Origin of the sequence: Streptomyces sp. NBC_00388 (assembly GCF_036061255.1) — a bacterium.
Taxonomy (GTDB): domain Bacteria; phylum Actinomycetota; class Actinomycetes; order Streptomycetales; family Streptomycetaceae; genus Streptomyces.
Map to the genome: position 1 here is coordinate 2,750,246 of NZ_CP107948.1, position 26,407 is coordinate 2,776,652.

The window sequence follows — 26,407 nt, forward strand, 5'->3', positions numbered from 1 at the left end:
CGTTATCCTTTCGCAATAGATCGCGAACGACCAGGGGCGTGCGGTGAAGTTCTCACCAACGCCCGGTGTTCCATGGGTTGTTCAGCAGAGCGTGGCCGGTCGTGGACGGCAGCCGGACGGCGGTGGCCGGCGACCGGTCAGCTGTGGGTGGCGGACTTCCAGTCCTCGACGTACGCCGCGAGGTTCTTCGAGATGTCGTCCCAGTCGGGGGCGAAGACGTCGACACCCTTCATCAGGGCGCCGAGCGCCGTCGCGTCGGCGTCGGACGCCTTGACGTCCTGGCGGGAGGAGAAGCCGCCCCCGATGGCACTGACCTGCTTCTGCGCCTGTTCGGCGAGCATGAAGTCCAGCAGCTTCCGGCCGTTCGCCGAGTGCGGCGCCTTGCTGACCAGGCCGGCCGCGTACGGGAGCGCGAAGGTGGTCGGCTTCCCGCCCGCCTTCGCGGGGAACCAGATGCCGAGGTTCGGCATGGTCTTCGACTGCGCGTAGCTCATCTGCACATCGCCGTTGGCCGCCAGCAGTTCCCCCTTGTCGACCTTGGGAGCGAGCTTGCCGGTCGAGGCGGAAGGGCCGACGTTGTTCGACTGGAGCCTGCCCAGGTACGTCATGGCCGCCTCCTTCGAGCCGAAGTCGTGTATCGCCTTGACGACCACGGCGGTGCCGTCGCCCGCGACGCCCGGCGTCGAGTACTGGAGCTTGTTCCTGTACCGGGAGCCGAGCAGCTCGTCCCAGGTCGTGGGGGCGGTCCTCAGCTCCTTCTTGTTGTAGACGAACCCGAAGTAGTTGTTGACGACCGAGGTCCAGGTGCCGTCGGCCCCCTTGTCGGCCGGGGCGACCTGGCCGGAGCCCTTGGGCGCGTACTTCTGGAGCAGCCCCTTGGAGTCGGCCTGCTGGATGAACGGCGGGAGCGTGACGAGGACATCGGCCTGGGTGTTGGACTTCTCGCGCACCGCGCGCTGCACGACCTCCCCCGAACCGCCTTCCACGTACTCGACCTTGATACCGGTCTGCTTCTCGAAGTCCTTGAAGACCCGGTCGTACCAGCCGTCGTTGTTCTCGCCCTTGAGGCCGTCGGCGCTGTAGACCGTGACGACCTTGGCGTCGGACGCTGCGGAGGAACCGCCGCAGGCGGTGAGGGAACCGGCGAGTACCAGCGCCCCGGCGACGGCGGCGAGCGGCTTGATGGGGTGGCGCATGACGTTCGTGTCTCCTGGAAGTCGGGTCGGCCGGTGGGGTGGCAGAGGGAGTTCAGCGGTAGGACGCGCGGGTGCGGATGCGGGAGACTCCGGACAGGACGAGCAGGGTCGCCGCCATGAGGACCACGGAGACCGCCGCGCCCGTGAGGAGCGAGCCGCGGTCGGTGGCCGCGAAGATCTGGACGGGAAGCGGGGTCCAGTCCGGCGGATAGAGCATCATCGTGGCGCTCAGCTCCCCCATCGAGAGGGCGAAGCAGAGCCCGGCCGCCGCCGTCAGGGAGGGCAGCAGCAACGGCAGTCTCACCCTCCACAGGACGTACGCGGGGCCGGCCCCCAGCGAGGCCGCCGCCTGCTCGTACGCCGGGTCGAGCCGCACGAGGGCAGCCGCGACCGACTGGTGGGCGAAGGCCGTGACGAGAAGGGTGTGCGCGAGGATCACGATCGTGGAGGTGCCGTTGAGCAGCACCGGCGGCTTGCTGAACGCCACCAGCACGGCGAGGCCCACGACCACCGAGGGCACCGCGACCGGCAGCATGAACAGCGCGTCCATGAAGCGCCGTCCGCGCCGGTTCAGTGCGGCGCCCGCCAGCGCGGACCAGGTCCCGGCGGTCAGTGCGAGCACGCTCGCACACCCGGCGGTGACCAGGCTGGTGGTCAGTGCCTGCAAGGAGCCCCCGCTGGTGGCGGCGGCGTAGTGGCTCAGCGTCGCCCCCGAGGGGAGCGCCCCCGACCAGTTGGTGGCGAACGAGGCCAGCAGGATCACCAGGAGCGGCAGGGCGAACAGGGGCAGGAAGAGGGCGAAGAAGAGGACCCACGTGGTCCACTTGCCCGCACGGCTATGCACCAGCACGGCGCACCACCATCCGGTAGAGGGCGTAGAGGCCGACCGAGATGGCCACGTTGACGACAGCGACCACGCAGGCGGCCGGGTAGTCGGATTCGAGGATCGCCTTGCTGTACACGAGCATCGGCAGCGTCGTCACGCCCTTGGCGCCGGTGAAGAGCACGATGCCGAACTCGTTCAGACACATGACGAGCACCAGGCTGCCGCCTGCGGCGAGCGCGGGCAGTGCCTCCGGAAGGACGACCCGTCGCACGATCCGGGCCGGCCCCGCCCCCAGTGAGGAGGCCACCTCCAGCTGTGCGGTGTCCAGCTGGGAGAAGGCCGCGAGCAGCGGGCGCATCACGAAGGGGGTGAAGTAGGTGATCTCCGCGAGGAGAACGCCCCACGGGGTGGTGAGGAAGTGGAACGGCCCCTGGTGCGCTCCGGTGACGTCCGTCCAGGCCCCGTTCGCCATACCGGCCGAGCCGTAGACGAAGAGCAGCGCCAGCGTGATCAGGAAGGACGGGAAGGAGAGGAAGACGTCGGCGAAGCGGGCGACCGCCTTCGCGCCGGGAAAGGGCACGAAGGCGATCACCACGGCGAGGGCGAACCCGAGGACGAGACAGCCGGCAGTGGAGCCGGCGGCCAGCCAGACCGTGGTCGTCAGCGCCTGCCGGAAGGCGTCGGACGCGAAGACGTCGGTGTACGGCGCGATGGACGTGCCGCCCGTGTCGGGGGTGAAGGACTGCTGGACGACGAGCGCCAGCGGGTAGAGGAAGACCAGAGCCAGTGCGGTGACGGGCGGCAGCGCCCAGACCCAGCGGGGCAGTGAGCGGGATGCGGCCGGGGTGCTCCCGGCGGTCGCCGCGACCGTGGTGGCGCTAGCCATCGGACACCCCCGCCCCCGCGTTGGCCCGCGGGGCCGGCGCCCCGGCGCCGGATGACTCGCCCGCCGGGGTGCCCCCGGCTCCGGTGGCAGTCCCGGCTTCGATCCCGGGCGGCGCACCGCCGGGCGCCACGCCCGCCGTGAGCAGCACCGCGTCCTCGGTGGCGAAGTGCAGTGCCACCGGGTCGCCCAGCGCCGGGGTCTCACGCAGTTCTCGTACGTCGGCCGTGACCCGGTGGCCGTCCACGTCGACCAGCAGCCGGTGGGTGGAGCCGCGCCACTGGACCTCGGTGATCCGGCCGCGCAGGCCGTTCGGGCCCGCGCCGATTCCGACCAGGTGGGGGCGGACGCACAGCGTGGCCGCCGCGCCGCCCGCGGCGCCCTCGGCGCCGGTCACGGTCAGTTCCTCACCGGCGAAGGAGACGACGGCGCCGTCCGCGGTCGCTCTGCGTACCGTGACCGGCAGCAGGTTGGCGTTGCCGACGAAGGAGGCGGTGAACTCGGAGCGGGGGCGGCGGTACAGCTCCTGCGGGGTGCCGCAGTCCTGGAGGCGGGCCCGGTCCATCACGGCGATACGGTCCGCCAGGGTGAGCGCCTCGACCTGGTCGTGGGTGACATAGAGGATCGACACCTCGGGCAGTTCGCGGTGCAGCCTGGCCAGTTCGGCCAGCATTCCGGACCTCAGCCGGGCGTCGAGCGCGGAGAGCGGCTCGTCGAGGAGCAGCACCCCGGGCCGGATGGCCAGCGCCCGCGCGATGGCGACGCGCTGCTGCTGGCCGCCGGAGAGCTCACGGGGGTAGCGCCTGGCGTAGTCGGCCATGCCCGTCATCCCGAGCGCCTCGGCGACGCGCTGCGGGATCCCGGCCCTGGGCACCTTCTGCGCCCGCAGCCCGAAGGCCACGTTGTCCTCGACCCGCATGTGCGGGAAGAGCGCGTACTGCTGGACGACCATGCCGACACCCCGCCGGTGCGGGGGCAGCCGCGTCACGTCGCGCCCGCCGATGAGGACCCGGCCCGCGCGGGGCCGGACGAAGCCGGCGACCGCGCGCAGGGCGGTGGTCTTGCCCGATCCGGAGGGTCCGAGCAGGGCCATCACCTCCCCCGGCTCGACGGTCAGGTCCAGCGAGTCGAGGACGGTGTTGTCGCCGTACGCGACGGAGACCCCGTCGAAGCGGATCCCGCTGGTCATATCTCCACCCGGGCCAGCAGCTCCGGGAGTTCGGCGACCGAACCCAGGACGTGGGTGGCCCCGTGCTGCTCCAGCTGCTCCCGGTCATGGGCCCCGGTGAGCACCCCGGCGACGACCCGGGCCCCGGACCGCACGCCGCTGAGCATGTCGTACGAGGTGTCACCCGCGATCGCGAGCCGGTCCACCCCTTCGACGGCGCGGGTCCGCAGGAAGGCGGTGAGCACCATGTCCGGGTAGGGGCGGCCCCTGCCGCCCGCGTCGGCCGGGCAGAGCGTCAGGTCGGCGAGGTCCTGCCAGCCGAGTGCGGCGAGGATCGCGTCCTGCGTGACGCGGGCGAATCCGGTGCTCAGCACCACGGTCCTGCCCTCGGCACGCAGCTGCCCGATGGCTTCGCGGGCGCCGGGCACCGGGGCGATGTGCCCGGCGGTCACCAGCTCCCCGTAGGCCGTCTCGAATACGGTGTTGGCCTGCTGGGCCTTCGTCTCGTCCCCGAAGAGGTGCCGGAAGACGGAGATCTTGGACTCGCCCATGGTGGCGCGCACGTGGTCGAGCATCGGATCCGGCTCGGATCCCATCCGCCGCGCCGCCGCGGCGAAGGCCCGCTCGACGAGCCCGTCGTCGGCGACGGTGGTGCCCGCCATGTCGAGCACCACCAGATTGATCGGCTTGTTCACGGTCAACTCACTCACCAGCCAAGGTCGTTCGCGGTCTTTTCGGCTATCGCCGGGGAACAGGTCATGCCGCGCCCGCCGGGCCCGGTGACCAGCCACACACCGTCGCGCACCTGCTCGCGGTGGATGACGCGGGCGGTGTCGGTGCACTGCGCGTACACCCCGGCCCAGCGGTGGCGGATCTTCGGCAGCGGACGCCCCAGGAAGGCCGCGGCGACCCGCGCCACATGCTCGTACGGCTCCTCGCGCACGTCGAAGGCGAAGGGGTGCGCGTACTCGTGGGTGTCGCCGATGGTCAGCCCGCCGTCGGCGCGCTGCACCATCAGCAGCTGCATCCGGTGCTCGGCGGCCACCGGGTCCTGGGCCTGGTGCGCGTTGAGGGCGTCGAGCGCCCCTGAGGCGTACGCCGGGTAGTAGCGGAAGGAGTCGGCGTCGGCCACGGACGTGGTGAGGCGTTCGCCGAGCGGCTCGGTCTGCATCATCTGCAGGCGGACCCGCCGTACGGGCAGCGCGGGGGCCAGTTCGCGCACCAGCCCGCCGAGCCAGGCGCCCGTGCAGAGGACGACAGCATCGCCGGTGTGCACGTCGCCGTGGTCGTCGCGCACCGCGCCGGAGCCGACGACCTCACGGACCTCCCGTCCGCCGAGATAGCGGTATCTCCCGGAGGCCAGCAGCGCCTTCTTCAGCTCCAGCTGGGCGGTGCGCGGCTCCACTGCCGCGTCCTGCCCGCACCACAGCGCCGCTTCGAACTCCCCGCGCAGAGCCGGGTTGACCCCGCGCGCCTCCCGCGGCGTCAGCAGCCGGTATCCGCGGGCCGCCGCGTCGTCCCGCTCCAGCGCGGCCTCGGCGACGGCCCGTTCCAGGCCGTTGCGTACGGGGGTGAGCGAGCCGGTGGCGCGGAAACCGATGCCGGGCACCCGCTTGCCGATCTCCTCCCACAGCTCCCGGGCGCGCAGCGCGGTCTCCAGCTCCTCCCCGCCGGCCCGCCCGCTGACCCACACCTGCCCGAAGTTACGGAGCGAGGCGCCCCGCGCCTCCGTCTCCCGCTCGATCTGTACGACCTCGTGGCCGCGTTCCACTGCGTGCCAGGCGTGCATGGTTCCCACCACGCCGGCTCCTACGACGATGACTCTCACGACGTCCACGCTGCGCGCGGCCGGTGACCCCGCGCCGACCCCGGGGCAACGGCACGGTGAACAGCCCCACAAGACTGGACTAGACCCGTTACCTACCCGTTACCGGAGAGGCTCGAGTGCGGCCCGCACCCGCCCGCGGACGGCGCGGCCCCTCCACGCCCCCGCGGGCTCAGTTCGGTGCGAGCCGGGTGGTGAAGCTGAACCGGTCGCCGCGGAAGAGCGTCCGTACGCGCTCCAGCGGCAGCCCCTCCGTGTCACGGGAGACACGGTGGATCAACAGCATCGGCAGCGCGGGCGGCGTCCCGATGAGCAGCGCCTCGCGCGGGGTGGCCAGGACCGTCTCGATCCGCTCGTCGGCGTCGCCGAAGCGGATGCCCAGCCGGTCCCGGAGGAAGTCGTAGAAGGAGGAGTCGGGGTCGAATTCGCTTTCCAGCGAGGGGACTCGGGCCACCGCCACATAGGTACTCTCCAGGCCGACCCGCTCGTCGTCCGCGAGGAGTACCCGCTCCAGATGCCAGACGGGCTCGCCCCGGCCGAGACCGGTCTCGGCGGCGAGCGCGTCGGGGCAGGGGAAGCGGTCGAGCGAGATGAGGTGGCGCCCCGGCGTGCGGCCCTGACGTCGCACTCCCTCGGTGTAACTCGCCAGCGACAGGGGCTGTTCGAGCTTGGGGCCCGCGACGACGGTCCCCCGGCCCTGCCGCCGCAGCCGCCCCTCCAGGAGCAGTTCGCGCAGCGCCTGGCGTACGGTCTCGCGGGACACCTCGTACCGCACGGCCAGATCGCGCTCGGTGGGCAGCGCCTCGCCCTCGCCCAACTCCTCCATGAGCAGCGCGACATGGGCCTTGACCGCGTAGTACTTGGGGATGCGGCCGTGCTCCGGGATCCCGGAGCGGATCGGTGCGCCAGGTGCCTGGCTGTGCGGGTAGTCCACGGGGCGATGGTCCCAGACCCGGGTGAACGGGCACGCCCCGCGGCGCCCCGGCCGGCAGCGGACCCTCTACGACACCCGCTGGCCCCACCGGCGGCGCTGGATCCTCGGGCGCCGCGACCCCACGACCAGGGCCGCGCCCAGCACGACACAGGTGCAGGCGATGGCGCCCAGCGTGCGCAGCCGGTGGTGCTGGGTGCCGGTCCTGGCGAGCTGGCCCGCGAACCTGCGGGGGCCGACCCCTGGTCCGTCACCGATCCGGCCTCCGATCGCCCCGTCGTGCACCCGGCCGGGGATCCGTTCCCCCGGGACCCGCTCGCCCGGGACGTCCGTCCCGGTGGGGGCGGAGGGCGGGGTGTCGGTGATGGCGAAGCGGTAGTCGCCGGAGTCGCCGACCCAGTCGCCGTCGTCGCCGTGGCGCCGGACGACGGCGGCACTGGCGGTGACCTCGTCCGGGACGGTCCCCCCGGCGAACGCGAGCCGTACCGGGACGGAGAGGGTCCGCCCCGCCGGGACGTCGAACCCGGCGGGCCCGCCGGGCCCTTCGACCCCACCGGTGCCCCCGGCCCCTTCGGTCCCGCCGGTCCCGTCGGCGAACGGCCCGATGTGCTCGTCCTCGTCGGTGGTCGTGAAGGCCACGGGCTGCCAGCGGTGCGCGTCGGGGTCCTCGAACTCCAGCCGGATCTGGCGGTCCTGCAGCTCACGTCCACGGTCGACGAGGACGACCACGGGGTGGATGTCGAGGCAGGCCCCGTCGGAGGTGTTGGTCAGTTCGAGCGACCAGGTGTCGTACGCGCCGCCTGCCGTGTACGCGGTCGGGCCGCCCTGGATCCGGGCCTCGACGGGAAAGTCGGAGCCGTTCCGCCCGACGCAGGCAGCCGCGGAGGGCGCTCCGGCCCGGACGGGTGCGGCCGGGGCCGTGGCGTCCCGGGCGGCGTGGTCCTGTGCGGCGGCGGCCGGTGCGGCGGCGAGCAGCAGGGAGGCCAGAGCGGAGGCGGCGGCCGGGGCCGCCCCGGTGGCAAGGGCACTGCGCAGTCGCATGGGGGGACGCCTTTGCTGATCGCGTGGGTCCGGGCTCCGGACACCGAACCGCACCGCCCCGCCGGGCCGCCCCCGCCACGACCGCGTACCGCCGAATGCCCGCGCCCTCCCGCCCGATCAGCCCATGGCCATCAGGTCCGCCGGGCGTTGAAGGGCACCGCCGCCCGCCCGAAATGGCCGAAAACCGGGGCGAGCGCCAGCTGCGCGGCCCCTTCGGCGACGAGACGCCGACCGCCGCCCGCGGCCTCCACCGGGACCGCGTCCCCGCCTCCGCCCTGCCGGGCGCGCTCGGCCAGTACGGCGCCCACGCCCCGCACGAAGACATCAGGGGCGGCGTCGACCGTACGGCCACCGAGCACCACCCGGTCGACATCGAGCAGCCGCACGAGATTGGCCGCACCGACGCCGAGGAAGCGCGCTGCCGCCACGTGGTCGCCCCTGGCGACCGCGGTCAGGCAGAGCGCCTCGACACAGCCCCGGCCGCCGCAGCCGCACGGCGGCCCGTCGAGCTGCACGGTCTGGTGCCCGAACTCCCCGGCGCCGGTGCGCGGCCCCCGGTAGAGCGCGCCCCCCAGGACGAGCCCGGCGCCGAGCCCGGTCCCGAGGTGCAGATAGGCGAAGGAGTCGCCGGGCCCGCGCAGCGCCAGGCCGAGCGCGGCCGCGTTGGTGTCCTTGTCGAGGACGACGGGCAGCCCGAGGCGTTCCGCGAGTGCGTCCCGCAGCGGATAGCCGTCCCACTGCGGGAACCCGGTGACCCGGCGCAGCACCCCGGTGTCGTGGTCGAGAGGGCCGGGGGCGGCGACACCGACCCCGAGGACGGGAACGCCCGGGGACCGGGGGTCTGGGGGCAGGATGTCCGGCGCCGGGGGCCGGCCGGCCGCCGGACCTGCCGCACCCGCCTCCGCCACCGCCCCGGCCACCGCACCGGCCGCCGCGGCGACCACCGCGTCCGCTCCCGCCCCGAAGTCCAGCTCCGCGCTGCGCCCCGTGACGACGGCCCCGGCCAGATCCACCAGTACGGCGCTCACCCGGTCCCGGTCCAGGTGCAGCCCGACCGCGTACGCGGCGCCGGGCACCAGCCGCAGTACCGTGCGCGGTTTGCCCCCGGTGGAGGCCCTGCGGCCGGCCTCCGCCGCGAAGCCCTCCGCCCGCAGCCTGCCGGTGATCTTGCTGACGGCCTGGGGGGTGAGTCCGGTCCGCTCGGCCAGTTCGAGGCGGCTGATCCCGGCCTCCCCCGCCGCCCGCAGCAGTTCGAGCACGAGCGCCGCGTTATGGCTGCGCAGCGCGGGCAGATTGGCGCCGGACCCGGCGGTGTCGCTCCTGTTCACACCCCCATTGTGCGGCACACTTGCACTTTGGAAACACCGTTGCTTAAGTGGAACGCATGACTGCAACCCCGCTCCGCGTCGGACTCGTCGGCTACGGCCTCGCGGGTTCCGTCTTCCACGCACCGCTGATCTCGGCCACCGAAGGCCTGGTACTCGACACCATCGTCACCTCGAACGAAGAGCGCCGGGAACAGGCGCGCGCCGAGTTCCCCGGCGTCCGGTTCGCGCAGAGCCCGGACGACCTCTGGGCGCGCGCCGACGAGCTCGACCTGGTCGTGATCGCCTCCCCGAACCGGACGCACGTGGCGCTCGCGACCGCCGCGCTCAGGGCCGGGCTGCCGGTCGTCGTGGACAAGCCGATCGCGGGCACGGCAGCCGACGCGCGGGCCCTGGCGGCCCTCGCCGACGAGCGCGGGCTGCTGCTCTCCGTGTTCCAGAACCGCCGCTGGGACAACGACTTCCTGACGCTCCGCGAGCTCGTCGCGGACGGCCGGCTGGGCGACGTCCAGCGCTTCGAATCCCGCTTCGAGCGGTGGCGCCCGCAGCTCAAGGGCGGCTGGCGCGAATCCGGCGACCCGTCGGAGATCGGCGGACTCCTCTACGACCTGGGCAGCCACATCGTCGACCAGGCGCTGGTCCTCTTCGGCCCCGCCGTGCGCGTGTACGCGGAGTCGGACGTCCGCCGCCCGGACGCGCGCGCCGACGACGACACCTTCATCGCGATCACCCATGCGAACGGCGTCCACTCCCACCTGTACGCCTCCGCCACCACCGCCCAGCTCGGCCCGCGCTTCCGGGTGCTCGGCTCAGCGGCCGGGTATGTGAAGCACGGCCTCGACCCCCAGGAGGCGGCGCTCCGCGCGGGCGCGCGCCCGCACTCCGCGGCGCACTGGGGCGAGGAGCCCGAGTCGCTGTGGGGCCGCGTCGGCGCGGGCGAGTCCCCGCTGACGGGCGGCGGTACGCCCGTACCGACGCTGCCGGGTGACTACCCGGCGTTCTACACGGGTGTCGCCGCGGCTCTGCGCGACGGCGGCCGGCCGCCGGTCACGGCGCAGGAGGCGGCAGCCGCGCTGGACGTCATCGAGGCCGCACGCCGCTCCGCGCGCGACGGCGTCACGGTGGAGCTGTGAGCGCCGCCCGGCCCGGGCTGCCGGGAGTGGCGGAGCTGGAGGAGCAGGAACGCCGCCTGGTGCTGCGGCAGTTCGGCCTGGACGACGCCTGGGTGCTGGGCACCCTGCTGACCGGGCTCGCCCGCGAGCGCGATGCCCCGGTGGCGATCGACATCCGGCGCGGCACCCAGCAGGTGTTCCACTGCGCGCTGCCCGGGTCAAGCGCCGACAACGACGCCTGGATCGAGCGCAAACGCCGGGTCGTCGAGCGGTACGCGGCGAGTTCGCTGCTGGTCGGCGCCCGGTTCCGCGCCAAGGGGACGACGTTCGAGGACGCGTCCCGGCTGGATCCTGGCCGGTACGCGGCGCACGGTGGTTCGTTCCCGCTGACCGTCGCGGGCACCGGTGTCGTCGGCACGGTCACGGTCTCCGGCCTGCCGCAGGCCGAGGACCACGCGCTGGTCGTGGAGGCGCTGACCCGCTTCCTCGCCGTCGGCGACTGATCCCGGGCGCCCGGCCGCCCGAATCACCGGCACCTCAGCGTCCCGCACCCCGGCGCCGTATCCCGTCCGGCGCCGAAGCCCGCCGCCGCTACGGCTGTTCCCGCTGACCCGGCCCGCGCCGGGTCAGCGGCCGTACGCGCGCAGGAAGACCTGCACCCCGACCGCCGTTATCCGGTCGACCTCCCCGGGGGGCAGCGGGCTGATGCCCCAGTACGACCGGTGCACGATGTCGGTCGACGTCAGCGCCATGAAGTGCGCGGCGGCCAGAGCCGGGTCGTCCCGCACATCGATCAGCCCCGCCGCGTCCAGCGCGGCCATCGAGACGGCGAACTGCCGCCCCACCGCGCGCGGTCCCGCCTCCTGCCAGGCATCCAGCACTTCGGCAGGCACATGCCCGGCCTCCGCGTAGATGTGCCGCACCAGCGAGAAGTGGTCGCGGAAATCCGCCATCAGACCGACCCAGTCACGGGCGAGAGCGAGCAGCTGCTGCTCAAGCTCCCCCGCGCCCGGCAGCCGGTCCGCGTCCAGATACCGTGCCAGCAGGGCCAGTTGGGCCTCGCGCATCTGGCCGGAACTCCACTGCACCACCGTGCGGAAGAGCTCTTCCTTCCCGCCGGGAAAGTGGTTGTAGAGGGTACGGGTGGAGGCGCCGGCCTCGGCGGCGATCGTGTCGATGCTCGCGCGCGAGTAGCCGTCGCGGCCGAAGACCTCACAGGCGGCGCGGGAGATCGCCGCCGCCTTGTCGGACCTGGCCCGGCGCAGCCGGACCTCCGGGGCCCCGCCCCTCGCCGCCCCTCCGGCACCCGTGCTGGTCATCGGCGCTCCTTCGTCATGCGCATCACCCTATCCACAACGGACGTTGCACTCCTCACAACGTGCGCTGCGGCGGGCAGGACGCGCGGTGCGCCGTACAGCGGGTCTGCGGGTCTGCGGGTCTGCGGGTATACGGGCCTGCGGGCCGGTGGACGACCACCGGCCCGCAGCTTCTTCCCGCGGTGTCCCGCCGGCCCCCGGCTCCGACAGGGGCTCCCAGCGGGCTGGACCGGGTCGGCCGCTACGCGTCCTTCAGCGGCTGCCGCTGCCGCCCGAGCCCCTCGATCTCCAGCTCCACCACGTCGCCCGCCCGCAGGTACGGCTTGGGGTCGGGCTGCCCCATGGCCACCCCGGCGGGCGTACCGGTGTTGATGACGTCGCCCGGGTAGAGCGTCATGAACTGGCTCAGGTACCGCACGACTTCGCCGACCGGGAAGATCTGGTCGGCGGTCGTGCCGTCCTGCTTCAGCTCACCGTTCACCCAGAGCTTCAGCGGCAGCGCCTGCGGGTCGGCCACCTCGTCGGCGGTCACCAGCCAGGGGCCGAGCGGATTGAACGTCTCGCAGTTCTTGCCCTTGTCCCACTGGCCACCGCGCTCGATCTGGAAGGCCCGCTCGGAGACGTCGTGCGCGACCGTGTATCCGGCGACGTGCCCCAGCGCCTCCTCCGCAGAACCGAGGTAGCGGGCCGTACGCCCGATGACGACCGCCAGCTCGACCTCCCAGTCGGTCTTCTCGCTGCCCCTCGGTACGAGCACGGTGTCGTCGGGGCCGACGACCGTGTCCGGCGCCTTCATGAAGACGATCGGCTCGGCGGGGATGTCCGCACCCGTCTCCGTCGCGTGGTCGTGGTAGTTCAGCCCAATACAGACGATCTTGCCGATCCCGCCGATCGGCGGGCCGATGCGCGGCGCCTCGCCCCCGAGGACGGGCAGCTCCCCCGCGGTGGCGGCAGCCCGTATCCGGTCGAGGGCGGCCTCATCGGCGAGCAGCTCTCCGTCGATGTCCGTGACCAGCGCGGAGAGGTCACGGAGGGTTCCGTCGGCGTCGAGCAGTGCGGGGCGCTCGGCCCCGGCCGTTCCGACACGCAGCAGCTTCATGGTCAGTCTCCCAACGATTGGACCGGTCCGGCCGATGGGTTGCGGCCATCGGGGGGATTGGCTGATCCTCCAAGTTCGAGGTCCAGGCCGCAAGACCCCGTTCACAAGCTGGACCACCGCCCCCCCCGTCGCCGGAGACCGGCCGCACACAGGACCGCAGGCCGGGCCGGGTGCCGGGCCCCTACAGCGGGCTGGCGACCGCCGCCGCCGCGGGCAGCGTGTCCCGGTAGAGGAAGGCCCGCTCGACGGCGGTCCAGGTGGTGCTGGTGACGACGTACAGCGCGGCGGCAAGCGGCACGTAGGCCACCGTGAGGAGTGTGGCGAACGACATGAGCGGCATCATCTTGGTCATCGCGCCCATCGCACCGGCTCCGGGCCCCTCCGCCGCGGGCGCCGGGGCGGCGGCCATCATCCGCTTGGTGCGGCCGTAGTTGAACGTGGCCACAGCGGCGACGATCACGAAGAGGACCAGATAGACGGCGCCCTGCTCACCGAGGAGCCCGCCGTTCCCGATCGCGTCCTTGAGCCGGCCGCCGAGCGGACTGCCCATGAGGGTGTGACCGAGCAGCGAGTTCGACGAGCCGCCGATCCGCGCACTGGAGAAGAGGTGGTACGTCACGAAGAACGCGGGCATCTGCAGCAGGCTCGGCAGGCAGCCGCCGAGCGGGGAGATCTGCTCCTCGGCATGCAGCTCCATGATGGCCTTCTGCATCTTCTGCGGATCCTTGGCGTGCTTCTTGCGCAGCTCGGCCACGCGCGGGGCCAGCTTGGTGCGGGCCTTCTGCCCGCGCGCCGCGGCCCGCGAGAGAGGGTGCACGGCGAGCCGGACACACAGCGTGAAGAGCACGATCGCGGCGGCGGTCGCCGACCCGTGGAAGAGCGGTTGGAGCAGGTCGGCGAGGTGCGTGACCAGACTGGCGAACGCAGCGAAGAAGGAAGAGAACACGGGAAAACCCTCCGGGGGTCTCGTCGCGGGCCGGACAGGGAGACATGTCGGCGTGACGGACCGCGGTGGGGACCGGGGTGCACAAGAGTGCGGAGGGTGTCCTACGCGGCCGTCGGGACGGGACGACCGGGCGCTCGGGGCCTGGGCCTGCCCGAGGCGTCGGGATCGCGCTGCGGCAGGAAGGCCGTACGCCGCTCACGGTCGCGGATGGCCGTACGGATCCGGGTGCGCGGCACGGCGGGCGCGTTCCGCGAGCTGATGAGCGCGCAGGCGGCGAGCGCGGAGCCGACCGCCGCGGTGGCTGCGAGCGCCACGGCGGAGGAGAGGGTGCCGCCCTCGGTGAGCAGCGCCTGGGCGAGCAGGAAGAGGAGCAGGGCCACCGCGGGGCGGGACAGACGCATGAGCCGAGCGGCCATGTCTCCCACCCCTTCCGGTGTCCGTGTCACGAGGGCACCGGGTGCTCCACGCCGAGAATCGGGTACTTCACCGAGTACCCCATGCCGAAAAACGTACCTTCAGCCGTTATACACGACCCGTATCGATCGGTTCCAGCAGTCCGCGCGGCGCCGGGAGGGGGCACGGCTCACCGGCCGGCCCGGGCTCCCCTGCACGCGGTGAGCGCCCCGACGGCGCCTGACGACACGCCTCGGACCACGGCCCCGGCCGCTCAGCCCCAGGCTCCCTCCCCGCCCTCGGCGGCCCCGCCCTGAGCCCCGACCGGATCGCGGGCGAGCACCTCGCCGTCCGGCCGTGGATCGCGGTCGCGCGGCCCCGCGTACGTCACGGCGAGGGCGACCACGAGATTGGCGCCCAGCGCGACGATCCCGGCGTTCACCCCCCACACCGGATCGTGGTCGCTGAAGACGAACGCGCAGACCACCGCCACCCCCACGGCCAGCCCGCTGCCCGCGCCGAGCAGCGTCAGCCGCCGCCACACCAGTCCGAGCAGCAGCATCGGCAGGAGCTGCGCCATCCCTTCGTACGAGATGAGGGAGAGCCGTACCAGGGTGTTGGGCGCGGTGTACGTCAGGAGCAGCGCCAGCGCGCCCGCCACGACGACCACACACTGCGACGCGCCCTTCTGCCGGTCCCGCAAGCGCGGTACGAGCGAGAGCACGCTGCGCCCCCACATCGTGCCGATGACCAGCATGAAGATGGCCATCGGCACGATCGAGGAGAGCGCCGCCGCGACCCCGATGACACCGACGGCCCAGGCGGGCAGCGAGTCCACCACCAGCTTGAAGAGCGCCAGGTTGGAGTCGGCGCCGGTCAGGTGCGGCACCACGAACAGAGCGGCCAGGCCGAGGAACATCGGGACGAAGAGCAGGATGTTGTACGCGGGCAGCCAGACCGCGTTCTTCCGCAGGACATCGGCGCTGCGCGCCCCGAGGTACCCGGCGACGGTGGTCGGGAAGATCACGACGGTCAGGGAGTTGAGCAGGGACGTGGTCACATACCAGGCCTGCCCGAGCCCGCTGCCGCCCGGCCCGCCGCCCCCGTGGCCGGGGAACGTCAGCCAGTCGCCCTTCTCCGTGACGACGCGGTGGAGGAAGTCCCCGTACCCGTCGAAGTAGTGCAGCGGCACGTAGAGAGCGAGGAAGGCGAGCGTGCCGATGACGAGTGCGTCCTTGAGGACGGAGACCCAGGCACTCCCCCGCAGCCCGCTGATCACGACGAACCCGGTGGTGACGGCGAAGGCCACGAAATAGGCCCAGTTGAGGCTGATCGCCCCGTACGAGATGGTCGAGACGACGACACCCATGCCGGTGATCTGAAGCTGGATGTACGGCAGCAGGAAGACGGTCGCGAGGACGGCGACGGCGGCGCCGAGCCAGGGCCTGCCGTACCGGTGGGCGATCATGTCCGTGATCGAGACGAGGCCGTGCCGCCGGGCGTACGCCCAGAGGGTCGGCCCGACGACGTAGCCGAGGGCGTACCCGCACGACATGTACGCGACGACGTACAGCACCGGGGCCCCGTAGTTGTAGCCCCAGCCGGCCGCGCCGAGATAGCTGAAGCTCGTGTAGCCCTCACCGGCCATCAGGACCCAGATGAAGACCGGCCCCAGGCTCCGGCCGCCCACCGACCACTCGGCGAGCCCGCCGGTCCGGCCACCCCGGACGGCGACCAGGCCCAGAGCCACGGTCGCCACCATGAACACAGCGAAGATCGAAGTGGCGACGGCGGCGTTCACCGGCGCTCACCCCGCCGGTCCGCACGGTGGGTGAGCCAGACGGCGAGCGGCGTGAGGAGCGTCGCCGCGATCATCCAGAGGAAGAGGAAGGGCAGTCCGAGCAGAACGGGCCGCACGCGATTGACGAACGGCACCGCCCCGAGGAACAGGACAAAGGGCACAAGCAGCCACAACAGCTGAGGACGACGTCTGAGCACGCCCAAGACCTTAGGCCCTGCCCGGCGGCTCAACGGGGCCGCATGGACCGCAGCGTGGCCCAGACCGCGAGCCGGTAGCGGGAGGTGTACTCGGGCGTGCAGGTGGTCAGCGTCAGGTAGTAGCCGGGGGTGCGGTAGCCGTACTGCGGCTCGACGGTGCTGCGCGGCACGGCGGCGATCACCCCGCTGTCGCGCGCGGAGGTCTGCGGGATGCCCTTGTCGACCACGTAGGTGTAGACGGCGCTGTCCGTCTCGACGGTGACGGTGTCGCCGTGGCGCAGCCGGTTGATGTAACGGAAGGGCTCGCCATGGGTGTTGCGGTGCCCGGCGAGCGCGAAGTTCCCCGCCTGACCGGGGCCGGCGGTCTGCACGTAATGCCCCACATATCCCTTGTTGAGCACGTTCTGCTTGCTGATGCCCTGGGCGATCGGCGCGGTGATCCCGATACGCGGGATGCGGATCACCGCGTACGCCTTGTCCCAGACGGGCCCGCGAGCCGACCGCCGGCCGGCCGCACCGCCCCCGGACCGCGACCGGCCGTCCGGCCCGGAGCCGGCATCCGGACTGCCGGCCCGACCGGACGACGGAGTGGCAGGAGTCACATTCCTGCCGCCGGGACCGCTTCCGCGCCCAGGGCCGCCGTCCCACTGCCGCTCCAGCGCCCGCACCTGACGGGCTGCGCCCTGCCGGGCCTCGCGATTGGTCCACCACAGCTGGTGCACGACGAAGAGCAGCACCACGAGGCCCAGCGTCACGGTGACTTCGGCGCCGGTCCACAGCCCGCGCGCGAGGACGGTGCGGCGCCGCGAGGCCGCCCGCTGCACCACTACCGGAATCACATTCCGCATCGGCTGCTGCACGGGCGGCACCATAAGCTCTGGATCCAGAAGTCTCCAGAGGCCCGCACCGCAGTACGGTGTGCAGCATGCGCCCCGATACTCCCGCTGATCACCTCGCCGAAGCCGAGCGGCTGCTGCGCACCGCCGAGCAGTACCCGGAGGACCAGGAGCCGCTGCTGCTGCAGGCCGCGGCCCACCTGGAACTGGCCGGCGACCGCGCCCGCGCCACGACCCTCTACGACCGGCTGCTGACCGGCCCGGCGGAGAACCTCGCCCTGATCAAGGCCCTGCAAGCGGCCAACCTCTGGGAGTACGGCCACGAGGCGGAAGCGCGCGCCATGATCGACGGCATCCGCGCCTCCACCCCGCAGGACCCGTCGCCCTGGGCGATCGTCGCGGAGACCCTGGAGGCCCACGACGAACCGGAGGCGGCGCACGCCACCTTCACGAAGGCCCTGACCCTCCTGGTGGACCCGGCGGAGGAGGTGCCGTACGCGGCCCAGGCCCTCCTGACGGGCCGCCACCGCGTCAGCCGCGCCCTGGGCCACGAGCACGACACCTGGGACGCCCTGGCGGACTCCCTGCACACGGGCGACATCAGCCTCGACGAACTGCACGACCCGAACCGCCTGTGGGCACTCGGCTCGGACGACCCGGCGGTCCTGCGCGCGGAAATCGCCCGCCTCCAGTCGGAGTTGGGCACATACCGGGCGGCGCTGTCCCGCCCGTTCCCGGTGGCGGTGCTGCACTGGCAGGCCCCGGAGCTCGCCGAACTGCTGGCGGCCTACCCGGACCTGGAGTCCGAGTACCCCTCCCATATGACGCACCTGATCGAGATCGAAGCGGCGCTGCGCGAACTGTCGGCGGCGGGCACGACGAACCTGGGCATCGTGACGGGAAGCATCCCGTCGTACGAAGCCTTCGCGGCCTCCGAGTCGGCGTCCCCGTCGGAGACGGCACTGCTCCCCCAGTACGCGACCACCCTGGCAGCCCGCGGCCGGGCCGTCTCCTGGCCGCCGGCGCGGAACGCGGCGTGCTGGTGCGGGTCGGGGGATGCTTATCGGGGGTGTCATGGGGCGTAGGCGCCCAGTTCTTCCAGCGCCGCTGGCCCCCTGACACGCCCCCTTCTGAGTTCACAGCTTGGACAGAATGGGGCGGATCCAGCCCGCCACGATCAGCCCAGGCGAAGCGGGCAACTCTTAGGGCTCAACTAGACCCCAGTTGACAGCCTTCGGCGAGCCCGCCCAGCCGCGATCCGTCTGCCAGAGGGATGCAATACCCTCCGCCTCAAGATATGCGGCGTATACCCCGATATCTTCGGTGAAGAGCCCCACCAGATATGGCTGCGACAGCTTGCTTTCTCTGTAGAGAAAATAGCTGTACTCCTTGAGCTGGCCCACCGCCTCCCGAACCGCCTGAGTGACATTGCCTTTCCGCACCACCTTGGCTTCCACCAGCCACTCCACCTGCGGCCCTTCAGGCTCGTCGACCAGATGCAACGTGACGTCCTTGGGGTGGACGCCACGGTTCCTGGGGACGAACCCCCGCGCTGCGATATAGGGACCGAACTCGCCGATCAGGCGCTCGTGGTCCTTGGACCTCATGGCTTCTCGGGCCGGGATCTTCACCTTGTACTCGCTGCTGTCTTTCGGTACGAAGCCCCCCAGTCCGCCGCTCTTGCTGTGCCCGTCCCCTTTAAAGTTCACGACGAGCCCGCTGTCGGACCAGTCGATCTCCATCGCGCGTCCACTCGCCGATACCCGCTGGAGCAGGTTGGCGGCGTGGTCAAGCTCCGCCCTCAGGGCAGCGTCTGTCGGCAATGCGTCGATCTGGTAGCGACGTGCGGTGACACTGGCGGATTCGTACGCCATCGGACGGTCACCCTTCGACCCGAAGAGCGGTCGCGCCTGCCAGCCGTCCACCAAGACATCCGGGAGTGTGCTGCGGAGCTCGACGGCCTTGCCCTCAAGGTACGAGTAGAAGTCCCGCCTCCTCTCGAACTTTGGTTCCAGCTCCGTGACGCCCTGCTGAAGAGTGAGGGTCACGGCCAACAGGTCCGCACTGAAGATGTAGGCGACGTAGAGACCGGTCTTCGGGTCGTCGTTAATTACCGGGTCAAATACACCTATCCACGGACAGGTGCTTGCGGAACCCTGTCCGCCATACCCCCTGATCACAAACCCATCTGGACATGACAGATCAGTCCGCGCGGCTACACCACGCAACACGCGCTGGCCAGGCACATCGACTCCCGTCCCAGCCGTCCGGTCGTACGTTCCGGCTATCTCAACGAGCAGTTCGCGCATGGTCATGATCAGAAACTATTCGAACAAGCCTGAATTTGCGCATGAGTTAGACCGTTCTCTACGTGTCGGATGGTCTGAACTGATCACCCGCAACCCACGGGCGGTCGATTGTCGGTGGTGCTTGATACAACGGACGCAGTGATCGTCTGGCGAGAGGTGTTGCTATGCCCCGAGAACTCACCGATGTCGCACCGGTAGTTGGTCTGTACGAGACGCTGATCACTCACCGGCTCCAGAAGCGGATCGCGGAGCTTGAGGCTGAGGGCTGGAAGGCGATCGACAGCCTGGTGGGTGAGGAGTCCTCCCCTCACGTCCTGTCTCGCTACATCGCCGAGATCGTGCAACGCGTACTCCGGGGCCTGGCCTTCGAAGAGCAAGTGCTCACGGTCAACCAGATCTTGAAGTCGCTAAGCACCATCGAAGGCGCTCGCGAGTGGATAGACCTCGTCGCCGAAGGCCCCCGTCAACTGCTGGCAGTAGCCGATCAGAAGGCGCCAGGCGTGTACGCAATTCGGCCCGCCACACCCCTGTCTGAGAGTGCCCTCATCACCAACGCGCCGGAGGACCCGAGCCTGGGCTTCGAACTGCGCGCAGAGCTGGCCACAGCCGACCGCGTCGACCTGCTCTGTGCCTTCGTCCGCTGGACCGGGCTCCGAGTGTTGGAGCAGGCAATGCAGGCAGCGCATCAACGCAGGGTGCCTCTCCGCGTGATCACCACGACTTACATCGGCGCCACGGAGCGCAAGGCCCTTGACCGCTTGGTACAGAGGTACAACGCGCAGGTGAAGATCAGCTACGAGTTGCGTTCGACACGCCTCCACGCGAAAGCCTGGCTCTTCCGGCGCAACAGTGGATACGACACGGCGTATGTCGGAAGCTCGAACCTATCGAAGGCAGCTCTGCTCGACGGACTGGAATGGAACGTACGGCTCTCCTCCGTCGCTACACCGGACGTGCTCCGGAAGTTCGAAGCTACCTTCGACTCTTACTGGAGCGACCCGACTTTCGAGTCATACGACCCTGAGCGCGACGCGGAGCGTCTTGACGAGGCGCTGGCCCTGGCCGGCAAGGGCTCGCCACGGTCGGGCGGTTCCGAAATCACACTGTCCACACGCGAAGTAACCGCGTATCCACATCAACGAGACATGCTGGAGCGTTTGCAGGTTGAGCGCGAGATTCACCAGCACCATCACAATCTCCTCGTGGCGGCTACCGGTACAGGCAAGACAGTAATGGCTGCTCTTGACTACAAGGCGCTGCGCGCGGAAAAGGGGAGAGACCTTCGCCTGCTTTTTGTCGCTCACCGAAAGGAGATTCTGCAACAGTCATTGCAGACATATCAGAATGTTCTAGTCGATGCTAATTTCGGCGAGGAACTACACAGCGGAGAGATCCCCAAGCGCTGGTTCCACGTCTTCGCCAGCGTGCAGTCACTCAATGAAAGGATGCTTGACCAGCTAGATCCAAACCACTTTGACGTGATTGTGATCGATGAGTTCCATCATGGAACATCGCCAACCTACCGTAAAATCCTCGACCACTTCCGCCCGAAGGAACTACTAGGCTTGACCGCGACGCCGGAGCGGATGGACGGAAAGAATATTCAGGATGAGTTCTTCGACGGTCGGATCGCCGCCGAGATGCGCCTCTGGGAAGCCCTGGAGAACGGACTGCTCTGCCCCTTCCATTACTTCGGCATCAGCGACAACACTGATCTAAGTGCCGTTGAGTGGAAGCGCGGGGCCTATGACTCCGCAGCGCTGAGCAATGTACTCACTGGCAACGATGCACGTGCGCGGCTAGTAGTACAGGCCGTAGAGGAGAAGATCACCGATCTGGGACACATGCGGGCGCTCGGCTTCTGCGTATCGGTGGCCCACGCCCACTTCATGGCGGAATACTTCCGCACGGCTGGGCTGAACGCCGTCGCTGTCTCCGGAGAGACTCCAGCCGATCAACGCAGGCAGGCGCTCGCCGAACTCAGCGCTGGAAAGCTTCAAGTGGTCTTCTCAGTCGACCTCTTCAACGAAGGGCTCGATATACCTAGCGTGGACGCGCTGCTCCTGCTCCGCCCCACTTCCAGCGCGACCGTATTTCTGCAACAGCTAGGCAGGGGGCTCCGCCACTACGAGAACAAGTCCGTGTTGACTGTACTGGACTTCATTGGTCAGCACCGTAAGGAGTTCCGCTTCGAGAATCAGTTTCGGGCTCTCACGAACCTGAGCCGTAAACGTCTCCTGGACAACATCGCAGATGATTTTCCGCAACTTCCTTCTGGCTGCCAAATTGTGCTTGAGGAGAAGGCGAAGGCGACGATCCTTGCAAATATTAAGGATCAAATCGGGGTCAACGTCACCACGCTCGCTCGCGAGGTTTCCGCGTATGGGGAACCTCTCATCTCCGCATACCTGGAGGACAGTGGTCGTGAAATCAAAGAGCTCTACAAGGGAAACGGCAATTCCTGGACTGGCATTCTGCGTCGTGCTGGCCTCATGACACGCGTAGGACCCGATGGGGAATCATCCCTACTCAAGCGCGTGCCAGCCTTCTTGCACGTGGACGACCCGCTGCGGGTGGGCGAGTACCAGCGCCTACTCCAAGACGACGCTCCGCGCTACGGTGAGCTCCCCGAACACAGCCAGGCCTACGCCCGTATGTTCTTCTTTCAACTCTGGCCACTCGGCGGAATTACGCGTAAAGGCTTTACGAGTTACGACGAAGGCTTCGATACCCTTCGACGCCAGCCCGCATTCCGCAGCGAAGTGCGCCAAGTACTCGACTACAACTTGGCTCACACCGAACACATCCCGGTACCACTCCTCGGCGACCATGCCGGCCTGCCCCTTACCGTGCACGCCTCGTACAGTCGCGAGGAAATCTTGCCCGCCCTCGGCCAATCGTTCGTTGGCGGCTTCATGCCTGGGGACTTCCGCGAAGGCGTGAAGTGGTGCGAGTCCGTGCAGACCGACGCTCTCCTCATCACGATCGACAAGGACGAGAAGGATTTCTCTCCTCAAACTCGCTACCGGGACTATGCGTTGAGCGAGACCCGCTTCCACTGGGAATCACAGAACCAGACCTCAGATACGTCTCGCACCGGGCTCCGGTACCAGAATCACACGGCGCACGGTAGCCACGTCCTGCTCTTCGCCCGCCGCTACAAGAGCACCGACATCGGCGGAGCCCAGCCGTGGATGCTGCTTGGTCAGGCCACCTACGTGGAGCACAGGGGCAGTCGCCCGATGGCGATCACCTGGGATCTGAAACACAAGATCCCAGCAGACGTTTGGTCGTACTCGATGATCGCCACAGGGTAATCAAGACGCTCACTCCGACTGGACAGGATTCATCCCACGCGAAGTTGTGTCCTCCATTCGTCCCGCCATCGACAACGCTTCCGCCTCAAAGTGCATCTGCGCTTGATCCAGGGCCACTTCCGGATCGCATCCGCGAGCCCTCAGCCAGTAGAGGAGATCTGTGATCACGCCCGTCACAGCCTCCTCTGCGCAGGCGGCGCCTAGCCGGGTGCGAGGAACCTCACCTCCCCCAGCTGACTCGCCATGCAGTCCGAGCAGAGCTTCGGCACGCATGATTCGGTCCGAAGCAGGGGCGCCTTTAGCGGTCGGGGCCAGATCAAGCTCACACCAAGTGATCTTGCAGTCCGCTGAAAGCAGCACTCCCCAACGGTCGGCAAGAGCGTCAACAAGTGCCATACCGCGTCCGCCTTCAGAGTTCATGTCAGGAGAGAGAAGTGTCGGCAGCGCGCGTCTGTCCGGGTCACGAACCTCCATGCGCAGACGCGCTCCGTCCGTGGACACAGTAAGAGTGGTAGGCGTCCCCGCCCCCACATGCTTGATGACGTTGGCGGTCAGTTCACTGACACACAGCTGGGCCGCATCAACCTGTTGCGAGAGGCCCCAGAGGGCCAAGCGCTGGCGCAGCGCACCACGAAGTCTGGCGACTTCCTCCGGTTCCGCCAGGAAGGCCAGCTTCCAGTCCTGACGCGGGGCTTCGAAGCTGTAGTAAGCCATGTCCCTCAACTCCTCGATACTGAGTGATGGTTAGCGTCACGTAGTCGCCGCCTCACCTAGAGTCGCAGTGAAACTCTCAAAATGGAACTCTCACAACGACTCGGGAGGAGCACTACGCCATGTGGCGCGCCCCCTGCGTACGCCTCCTTGCTCCCGCGGTGAGACGGCGGGCACCCTCTCATCAACACGAAGGGCTGGAATCATGGTTGTTGGCCCCACCACACGCAGGCGCCAGTTGGGCTCAGATCTCCGTCGCCTACGCGAGCAGAGGGGCCTCACCCTCGAAGGGGCAGGAGTGGGCGTCGGTATCTCCAAAGCGACGTTGAGCCGGTACGAGACGAAGGAGGGGCCGGTCAAGTGGCCGGTCGTGGACGCTCTCTGCCGCCAATACGGCGCCACTGACGCTGAACGTGCAGCCCTGGTCGAGCTGGCAAAGGGTGCCAAGATCCAGGGGTGGTGGCGCTCACTGGACGATCCCATCCCTGACTCGATGAATCTCATGCTCACGCTTGAGGATGAGGTGATCAGCGAGGATCACTACGCCTGCATGTACATCCCAGGCCTTCTCCAAACCCGGGGGTACGCAGAGGCCGTCCATCGCGCCTCTGAAATGCGTTGCACCGAGAAGGAGGTGCAGCACATGGTCGACATCCGCATGAAGAGACAGGACCTCCTCAACCGCGAACAGCCGCCGCATGTGTGGGCCGTCATCGATGAAGCGGCTATCCGTCGCCAGGTGGGCGGTCTCGACACGATGCGGGGCCAACTGCTCCATCTGTTGGCGGCTGCCGACCGTCCGCACATCACCGTGCAGATCCTGCCCTTCAGTGCCGGAGCACACGCCGCCGCAGTGGGCAGCTTCATCGTCCTCGGTGGCCAAACTCCCGACCTGGACGTGGTGTACGTGGACATCATCGGAGGCGGCCTCTTCATGGAGAAGCCGAAGGAAATCGAACGCTATAGATTGGCCTTCCAGTACCTCTGTGCGCAGGCACTCGATATCACCGCCTCCGCCGACCTCATCCGCACTGTCGCTCAGGAGAGTTGATGGCCAAGGAGTCGGAACCTCGCTGGTTCAAGTCCACCTACAGCGGGGGTAGCGGCACGGAGTGCGTCGAGTACGCGCCTGTGCGCGACGGCGCGCTGGTGCGGGATTCGTCACGGCCGAACTCCGTACGTCTCACCGTGGGCGGAGCTGCTTGGGCAGGATTCATAGGCGCTGTGCGAACGGATCAACTCGGCTGAGGCCACTCGGATCGCCGCGCGCTGCCGCCGAGTCCTCGCCGCTCACGACTGACCCGGCCTCGCGACCGGGTGGTCCGGCAAGTCGACCGCGTACCCCGCATCTCGTCCCGTTCCGATGCGGGCGTAGCGAAGCAGTTCTCGGAGGATGCCCGCATTGCCCATGGCCCAGCCCGGCCGGGGTTCGAGCGTGTTCGGGATGGCCCGGTGCTCCACGTTCGACCAGCGCGCCCCGTCGGCGTCCTGTGTTGCGCGGGAAGCCAGGTCTGCGGCGAGGATATGGGCGAAGTCCAGTCCGTCGCGGTGTTCCACGTGCCGGTCACAAGCCAGTGCCAGCACCCCTGCCGTCCCGCAGCACCGGCCGTTGTTGTCCCAGAAGCCCGGGCGCAGCCTCTGTGGGAGCCCTGAGCGGGTGACCGTGTGCCAGCACTGGTCCGCGTGTGCCTGCCAGACCGGATCCTGGAGGGCCGCAGCCAGGAGTCTGAATGCTTGGGCGTCGCCGGTTGGTCCGTGGCACCAGCCGTAGCTGTAGCGGTCGGTATGGGCTGGGCTGTGCTGTGGGTCGGAGTGCGGGACCAGGAAGCCCGCCGGGCCCGCCTCGTTACGGGCCACCACATCCGATGCGCCCGCCACCGCAAGCTCCCTCAGATCGGGGCGATCGGCGGCGCGTCCGACGGCGGCAAGTGCGTACGCAATGCCCAGCGTGCCGTGCGACATGTGGTGGAATCGCGCCGATACCCCGGACAGAACCTCCCAGTTAACGCCTCCCGCACTCCGTTCTGCGGTACGCAGGTAGGGCTCTACCGCCAGTACGGCCAGCTCCACGTCACCAGTGGCAAGAGCGCCCAGGGCAATACCCGCGTTGCCGGCGAGCAGTTCGAACCAGTTGCCCCAGCGCGTCCCGTCGAACTGACCGCGCACCCGGTCCATCGCCCGGTCGGCGGCGGCTCCTGCGGCAGCGTCTCCCAGTAGGTCGTTGGCCGCGCGCAGGGCCACGGCCATCCCGGTCAGGCCGAGATACAGAGAGCTGTCCGCGCACGCGTCGACGGAGGCCGCGACTGTCCGCGCGCCTCGCACAGCGACATCCCCGTATCTGTCGTCACCGAAGTGCTCCCGTCCTTCGAGCAGCGCCAGCACGATTCCCGCAGCACCGCTGTAGAGGGTTGAGTTCCGCTCGTCGTCGGCCGTGTCCGCCCACCCCAAGCCATTGCTGGTGTCCGTTTCCCGCGCCGAGCCGACGAGCCAGTCCAGACCGCCCCTGGCCAGGTTCTCGATGTCCATGGGTTGTGCTCCCTCTGCGATCACGCGGCTAGCGTCCCAGTGTGTTCGTCGGCTGCCAACGGGCCTGCGGTCGCGAGCTACGCGCAGCTGTGTGCCCGGCTGCCCGCGCACCGTCTACCCCGCGTCCTCCTCCCCCGCCCCGCCCCGCCCCGCGTTTGCCCGCCAGGCCGGCCGGAGGACATGCTGGGCACGTGCCGAAGCAGCGTAAGCGGAGGAATCAGCAGCGGGGCGGCCCGTTGCGGGGCGCCGGTGCAGGGCGTTGGGAAGTCGTATTCGAGACTCAGGACGCGGCGGAGTGGCAGCGCTCGGTGCCCCGTGTCCGGGACGAACTCGGGCTGGCCGATGCGTCGATGCTGCGGGTGGACACGTTGTGCGGTCGGTCGGAGCAGCCGACGACCTATCGCCTGAGCATGTTCGTCCCGTACCCGCAGGCAGCAACCCCCTCCCCACAGAACGAGCAGGCCGAACAGGCCCCGCAGGCCGAGCAGGACCAGCAGACCGAGCAGGACCAGCCAGAACGGGCCGACCGGCCCGAGTGAGGGGCTGCCCCCGGCCGGCGCCGGCCGCGTGCGGTGTGGGGCGGAGGGACGGAGTCCGCGCCCTCTCGGCCGGCAAAGGAGCCTGGCATCGGCCCCGGCCCGGCCCGGCG

The 26,407-nt window shown here is 69.7% G+C and carries 26 protein-coding genes; 7 read left to right on the forward strand and 19 right to left on the reverse strand.

Going from position 1 to position 26,407, the window contains the following annotated elements; translation table 11 throughout:
• Positions 1 to 137: 137 nt before the first annotated feature.
• From OG917_RS12430 to OG917_RS12470, 9 genes are all read right to left on the reverse strand, one after another.
• Entirely contained in the window at positions 138 to 1,196 is a 1,059-nt protein-coding gene (locus tag OG917_RS12430; RefSeq protein ID WP_328317641.1) for a 2-aminoethylphosphonate ABC transporter substrate-binding protein, read from the reverse strand.
• Between the two features lie 52 nt (positions 1,197 to 1,248).
• The gene (locus OG917_RS12435) at positions 1,249 to 2,046 is read right to left on the reverse strand and encodes an ABC transporter permease (protein WP_328317642.1); all 798 of its coding nucleotides are present in this window, start codon (positions 2,044 to 2,046) and stop codon (positions 1,249 to 1,251) included.
• Entirely contained in the window at positions 2,033 to 2,908 is an 876-nt protein-coding gene (locus tag OG917_RS12440) for a 2-aminoethylphosphonate ABC transporter permease subunit (protein WP_328317643.1), read from the reverse strand. Before OG917_RS12440 ends, OG917_RS12435 begins: the two co-directional genes overlap by 14 nt.
• Complete coding sequence (locus OG917_RS12445; RefSeq protein WP_328317644.1) at positions 2,901 to 4,094, reverse strand: ABC transporter ATP-binding protein; 1,194 nt, start codon at positions 4,092 to 4,094, stop codon at positions 2,901 to 2,903. The genes OG917_RS12440 and OG917_RS12445 overlap by 8 nt, the downstream gene beginning before the upstream one ends.
• Positions 4,091 to 4,768, reverse strand: a complete 678-nt coding sequence (locus OG917_RS12450) for a phosphonatase-like hydrolase (RefSeq protein WP_328317645.1) — start codon at positions 4,766 to 4,768, stop codon at positions 4,091 to 4,093. The genes OG917_RS12445 and OG917_RS12450 overlap by 4 nt, the downstream gene beginning before the upstream one ends.
• Before the next feature lie 11 nt (positions 4,769 to 4,779).
• A complete protein-coding gene (locus tag OG917_RS12455) occupies positions 4,780 to 5,901 on the reverse strand; it encodes a TIGR03364 family FAD-dependent oxidoreductase (RefSeq protein WP_328317646.1) in 1,122 nt (373 codons plus the stop codon).
• A gap of 169 nt (positions 5,902 to 6,070) precedes the next feature.
• Positions 6,071 to 6,832, reverse strand: coding sequence for a GntR family transcriptional regulator (locus tag OG917_RS12460; protein ID WP_328317647.1), 762 nt, complete (start codon positions 6,830 to 6,832; stop codon positions 6,071 to 6,073).
• A gap of 66 nt (positions 6,833 to 6,898) precedes the next feature.
• Complete coding sequence (locus tag OG917_RS12465; RefSeq protein ID WP_328317648.1) at positions 6,899 to 7,870, reverse strand: hypothetical protein; 972 nt, start codon at positions 7,868 to 7,870, stop codon at positions 6,899 to 6,901.
• A gap of 131 nt (positions 7,871 to 8,001) precedes the next feature.
• Positions 8,002 to 9,198 carry an ROK family transcriptional regulator gene (locus OG917_RS12470; RefSeq protein WP_328317649.1) on the reverse strand — a complete coding sequence of 399 codons (1,197 nt, stop codon included), beginning with the start codon at positions 9,196 to 9,198 and terminating at the stop codon, positions 8,002 to 8,004.
• A gap of 56 nt (positions 9,199 to 9,254) precedes the next feature.
• On the opposite strand from OG917_RS12470, the gene OG917_RS12475 reads away from it, so the two are divergent.
• Entirely contained in the window at positions 9,255 to 10,328 is a 1,074-nt protein-coding gene (locus tag OG917_RS12475) for a Gfo/Idh/MocA family protein (protein ID WP_328317650.1), read from the forward strand.
• Complete coding sequence (locus OG917_RS12480) at positions 10,325 to 10,810, forward strand: heme-degrading domain-containing protein (RefSeq protein WP_328317651.1); 486 nt, start codon at positions 10,325 to 10,327, stop codon at positions 10,808 to 10,810. The genes OG917_RS12475 and OG917_RS12480 overlap by 4 nt, the downstream gene beginning before the upstream one ends.
• 123 nt (positions 10,811 to 10,933) lie before the next feature.
• Here the strand turns inward: OG917_RS12480 and OG917_RS12485 are convergent, their stop codons facing one another.
• The 7 genes from OG917_RS12485 to OG917_RS12515 form a co-directional block, all read right to left on the reverse strand.
• Positions 10,934 to 11,626: a TetR/AcrR family transcriptional regulator gene (locus OG917_RS12485; RefSeq protein ID WP_328317652.1), complete on the reverse strand. Its 693-nt coding sequence runs from the start codon at positions 11,624 to 11,626 to the stop codon at positions 10,934 to 10,936.
• Between the two features lie 238 nt (positions 11,627 to 11,864).
• Positions 11,865 to 12,722 (reverse strand): fumarylacetoacetate hydrolase family protein, encoded by an 858-nt coding sequence (locus tag OG917_RS12490; RefSeq protein ID WP_328317653.1) that lies wholly within the window; start codon positions 12,720 to 12,722, stop codon positions 11,865 to 11,867.
• A 181-nt stretch (positions 12,723 to 12,903) separates the two neighbouring features.
• On the reverse strand, positions 12,904 to 13,668 hold the full coding sequence (locus OG917_RS12495; protein WP_328317654.1) for a YidC/Oxa1 family membrane protein insertase: 765 nt from the start codon (positions 13,666 to 13,668) through the stop codon (positions 12,904 to 12,906).
• Between the two features lie 101 nt (positions 13,669 to 13,769).
• Positions 13,770 to 14,084 carry a DUF6412 domain-containing protein gene (locus tag OG917_RS12500; protein WP_328317655.1) on the reverse strand — a complete coding sequence of 105 codons (315 nt, stop codon included), beginning with the start codon at positions 14,082 to 14,084 and terminating at the stop codon, positions 13,770 to 13,772.
• 251 nt (positions 14,085 to 14,335) lie between these two features.
• Positions 14,336 to 15,862 carry a sodium:solute symporter family protein gene (locus OG917_RS12505; RefSeq protein ID WP_328317656.1) on the reverse strand — a complete coding sequence of 509 codons (1,527 nt, stop codon included), beginning with the start codon at positions 15,860 to 15,862 and terminating at the stop codon, positions 14,336 to 14,338.
• On the reverse strand, positions 15,859 to 16,059 hold the full coding sequence (locus OG917_RS12510) for a DUF3311 domain-containing protein (RefSeq protein WP_328317657.1): 201 nt from the start codon (positions 16,057 to 16,059) through the stop codon (positions 15,859 to 15,861). Before OG917_RS12510 ends, OG917_RS12505 begins: the two co-directional genes overlap by 4 nt.
• A 29-nt stretch (positions 16,060 to 16,088) precedes the next feature.
• Positions 16,089 to 16,907 (reverse strand): class E sortase, encoded by an 819-nt coding sequence (locus tag OG917_RS12515; protein WP_328321845.1) that lies wholly within the window; start codon positions 16,905 to 16,907, stop codon positions 16,089 to 16,091.
• Positions 16,908 to 16,984: 77 nt separating this feature from the next.
• On the opposite strand from OG917_RS12515, the gene OG917_RS12520 reads away from it, so the two are divergent.
• Positions 16,985 to 17,980 (forward strand): SEC-C domain-containing protein, encoded by a 996-nt coding sequence (locus OG917_RS12520; protein ID WP_328317658.1) that lies wholly within the window; start codon positions 16,985 to 16,987, stop codon positions 17,978 to 17,980.
• A 117-nt stretch (positions 17,981 to 18,097) separates the two neighbouring features.
• Here the strand turns inward: OG917_RS12520 and OG917_RS12525 are convergent, their stop codons facing one another.
• A complete protein-coding gene (locus OG917_RS12525; protein WP_328317659.1) occupies positions 18,098 to 19,210 on the reverse strand; it encodes an MrcB family domain-containing protein in 1,113 nt (370 codons plus the stop codon).
• 158 nt (positions 19,211 to 19,368) lie between these two features.
• On the opposite strand from OG917_RS12525, the gene OG917_RS12530 reads away from it, so the two are divergent.
• A complete protein-coding gene (locus OG917_RS12530) occupies positions 19,369 to 22,521 on the forward strand; it encodes a DUF3427 domain-containing protein (protein ID WP_328317660.1) in 3,153 nt (1,050 codons plus the stop codon).
• Between the two features lie 9 nt (positions 22,522 to 22,530).
• Here OG917_RS12530 and OG917_RS12535 read toward each other — a convergent pair whose 3' ends face one another.
• Positions 22,531 to 23,235 carry an ATP-binding protein gene (locus OG917_RS12535; RefSeq protein WP_328317661.1) on the reverse strand — a complete coding sequence of 235 codons (705 nt, stop codon included), beginning with the start codon at positions 23,233 to 23,235 and terminating at the stop codon, positions 22,531 to 22,533.
• A gap of 202 nt (positions 23,236 to 23,437) precedes the next feature.
• On the opposite strand from OG917_RS12535, the gene OG917_RS12540 reads away from it, so the two are divergent.
• Both OG917_RS12540 and OG917_RS12545 read left to right on the forward strand, forming a co-directional pair.
• Positions 23,438 to 24,283 carry a helix-turn-helix domain-containing protein gene (locus tag OG917_RS12540; RefSeq protein ID WP_328317662.1) on the forward strand — a complete coding sequence of 282 codons (846 nt, stop codon included), beginning with the start codon at positions 23,438 to 23,440 and terminating at the stop codon, positions 24,281 to 24,283.
• Positions 24,283 to 24,480: a DUF397 domain-containing protein gene (locus tag OG917_RS12545; protein ID WP_328317663.1), complete on the forward strand. Its 198-nt coding sequence runs from the start codon at positions 24,283 to 24,285 to the stop codon at positions 24,478 to 24,480. The genes OG917_RS12540 and OG917_RS12545 overlap by 1 nt, the downstream gene beginning before the upstream one ends.
• 42 nt (positions 24,481 to 24,522) lie before the next feature.
• Here the strand turns inward: OG917_RS12545 and OG917_RS12550 are convergent, their stop codons facing one another.
• Positions 24,523 to 25,758 (reverse strand): lanthionine synthetase LanC family protein, encoded by a 1,236-nt coding sequence (locus OG917_RS12550; protein ID WP_328317664.1) that lies wholly within the window; start codon positions 25,756 to 25,758, stop codon positions 24,523 to 24,525.
• A gap of 191 nt (positions 25,759 to 25,949) precedes the next feature.
• Between OG917_RS12550 and OG917_RS12555 the strand changes: the two genes are divergently transcribed.
• On the forward strand, positions 25,950 to 26,297 hold the full coding sequence (locus OG917_RS12555; RefSeq protein WP_328317665.1) for a hypothetical protein: 348 nt from the start codon (positions 25,950 to 25,952) through the stop codon (positions 26,295 to 26,297).
• Positions 26,298 to 26,407 lie beyond the last annotated feature (110 nt).

Bases quoted from the DNA above. Each gene is read 5' to 3' on its own strand.
- OG917_RS12430 (WP_328317641.1), bottom strand. From the start codon at position 1,196: ATGCGCCACCCCATCAAGCCGCTCGCCGCCGTCGCCGGGGCGCTGGTA.
- OG917_RS12440 (WP_328317643.1), bottom strand. From the start codon at position 2,908: ATGGCTAGCGCCACCACGGTCGCGGCGACCGCCGGGAGCACCCCGGCC.
- OG917_RS12445 (WP_328317644.1), bottom strand. From the start codon at position 4,094: ATGACCAGCGGGATCCGCTTCGACGGGGTCTCCGTCGCGTACGGCGAC.
- OG917_RS12465 (WP_328317648.1), bottom strand. From the start codon at position 7,870: ATGCGACTGCGCAGTGCCCTTGCCACCGGGGCGGCCCCGGCCGCCGCC.
- OG917_RS12475 (WP_328317650.1), top strand. From the start codon at position 9,255: ATGACTGCAACCCCGCTCCGCGTCGGACTCGTCGGCTACGGCCTCGCG.
- OG917_RS12485 (WP_328317652.1), bottom strand. From the start codon at position 11,626: ATGACCAGCACGGGTGCCGGAGGGGCGGCGAGGGGCGGGGCCCCGGAG.
- OG917_RS12490 (WP_328317653.1), bottom strand. From the start codon at position 12,722: ATGAAGCTGCTGCGTGTCGGAACGGCCGGGGCCGAGCGCCCCGCACTG.
- OG917_RS12500 (WP_328317655.1), bottom strand. From the start codon at position 14,084: ATGGCCGCTCGGCTCATGCGTCTGTCCCGCCCCGCGGTGGCCCTGCTC.
- OG917_RS12515 (WP_328321845.1), bottom strand. From the start codon at position 16,907: ATGCGGAATGTGATTCCGGTAGTGGTGCAGCGGGCGGCCTCGCGGCGC.
- OG917_RS12520 (WP_328317658.1), top strand. From the start codon at position 16,985: ATGCGCCCCGATACTCCCGCTGATCACCTCGCCGAAGCCGAGCGGCTG.
- OG917_RS12525 (WP_328317659.1), bottom strand. From the start codon at position 19,210: ATGACCATGCGCGAACTGCTCGTTGAGATAGCCGGAACGTACGACCGG.
- OG917_RS12530 (WP_328317660.1), top strand. From the start codon at position 19,369: ATGCCCCGAGAACTCACCGATGTCGCACCGGTAGTTGGTCTGTACGAG.
- OG917_RS12535 (WP_328317661.1), bottom strand. From the start codon at position 23,235: ATGGCTTACTACAGCTTCGAAGCCCCGCGTCAGGACTGGAAGCTGGCC.
- OG917_RS12540 (WP_328317662.1), top strand. From the start codon at position 23,438: ATGGTTGTTGGCCCCACCACACGCAGGCGCCAGTTGGGCTCAGATCTC.
- OG917_RS12545 (WP_328317663.1), top strand. From the start codon at position 24,283: ATGGCCAAGGAGTCGGAACCTCGCTGGTTCAAGTCCACCTACAGCGGG.
- OG917_RS12550 (WP_328317664.1), bottom strand. From the start codon at position 25,758: ATGGACATCGAGAACCTGGCCAGGGGCGGTCTGGACTGGCTCGTCGGC.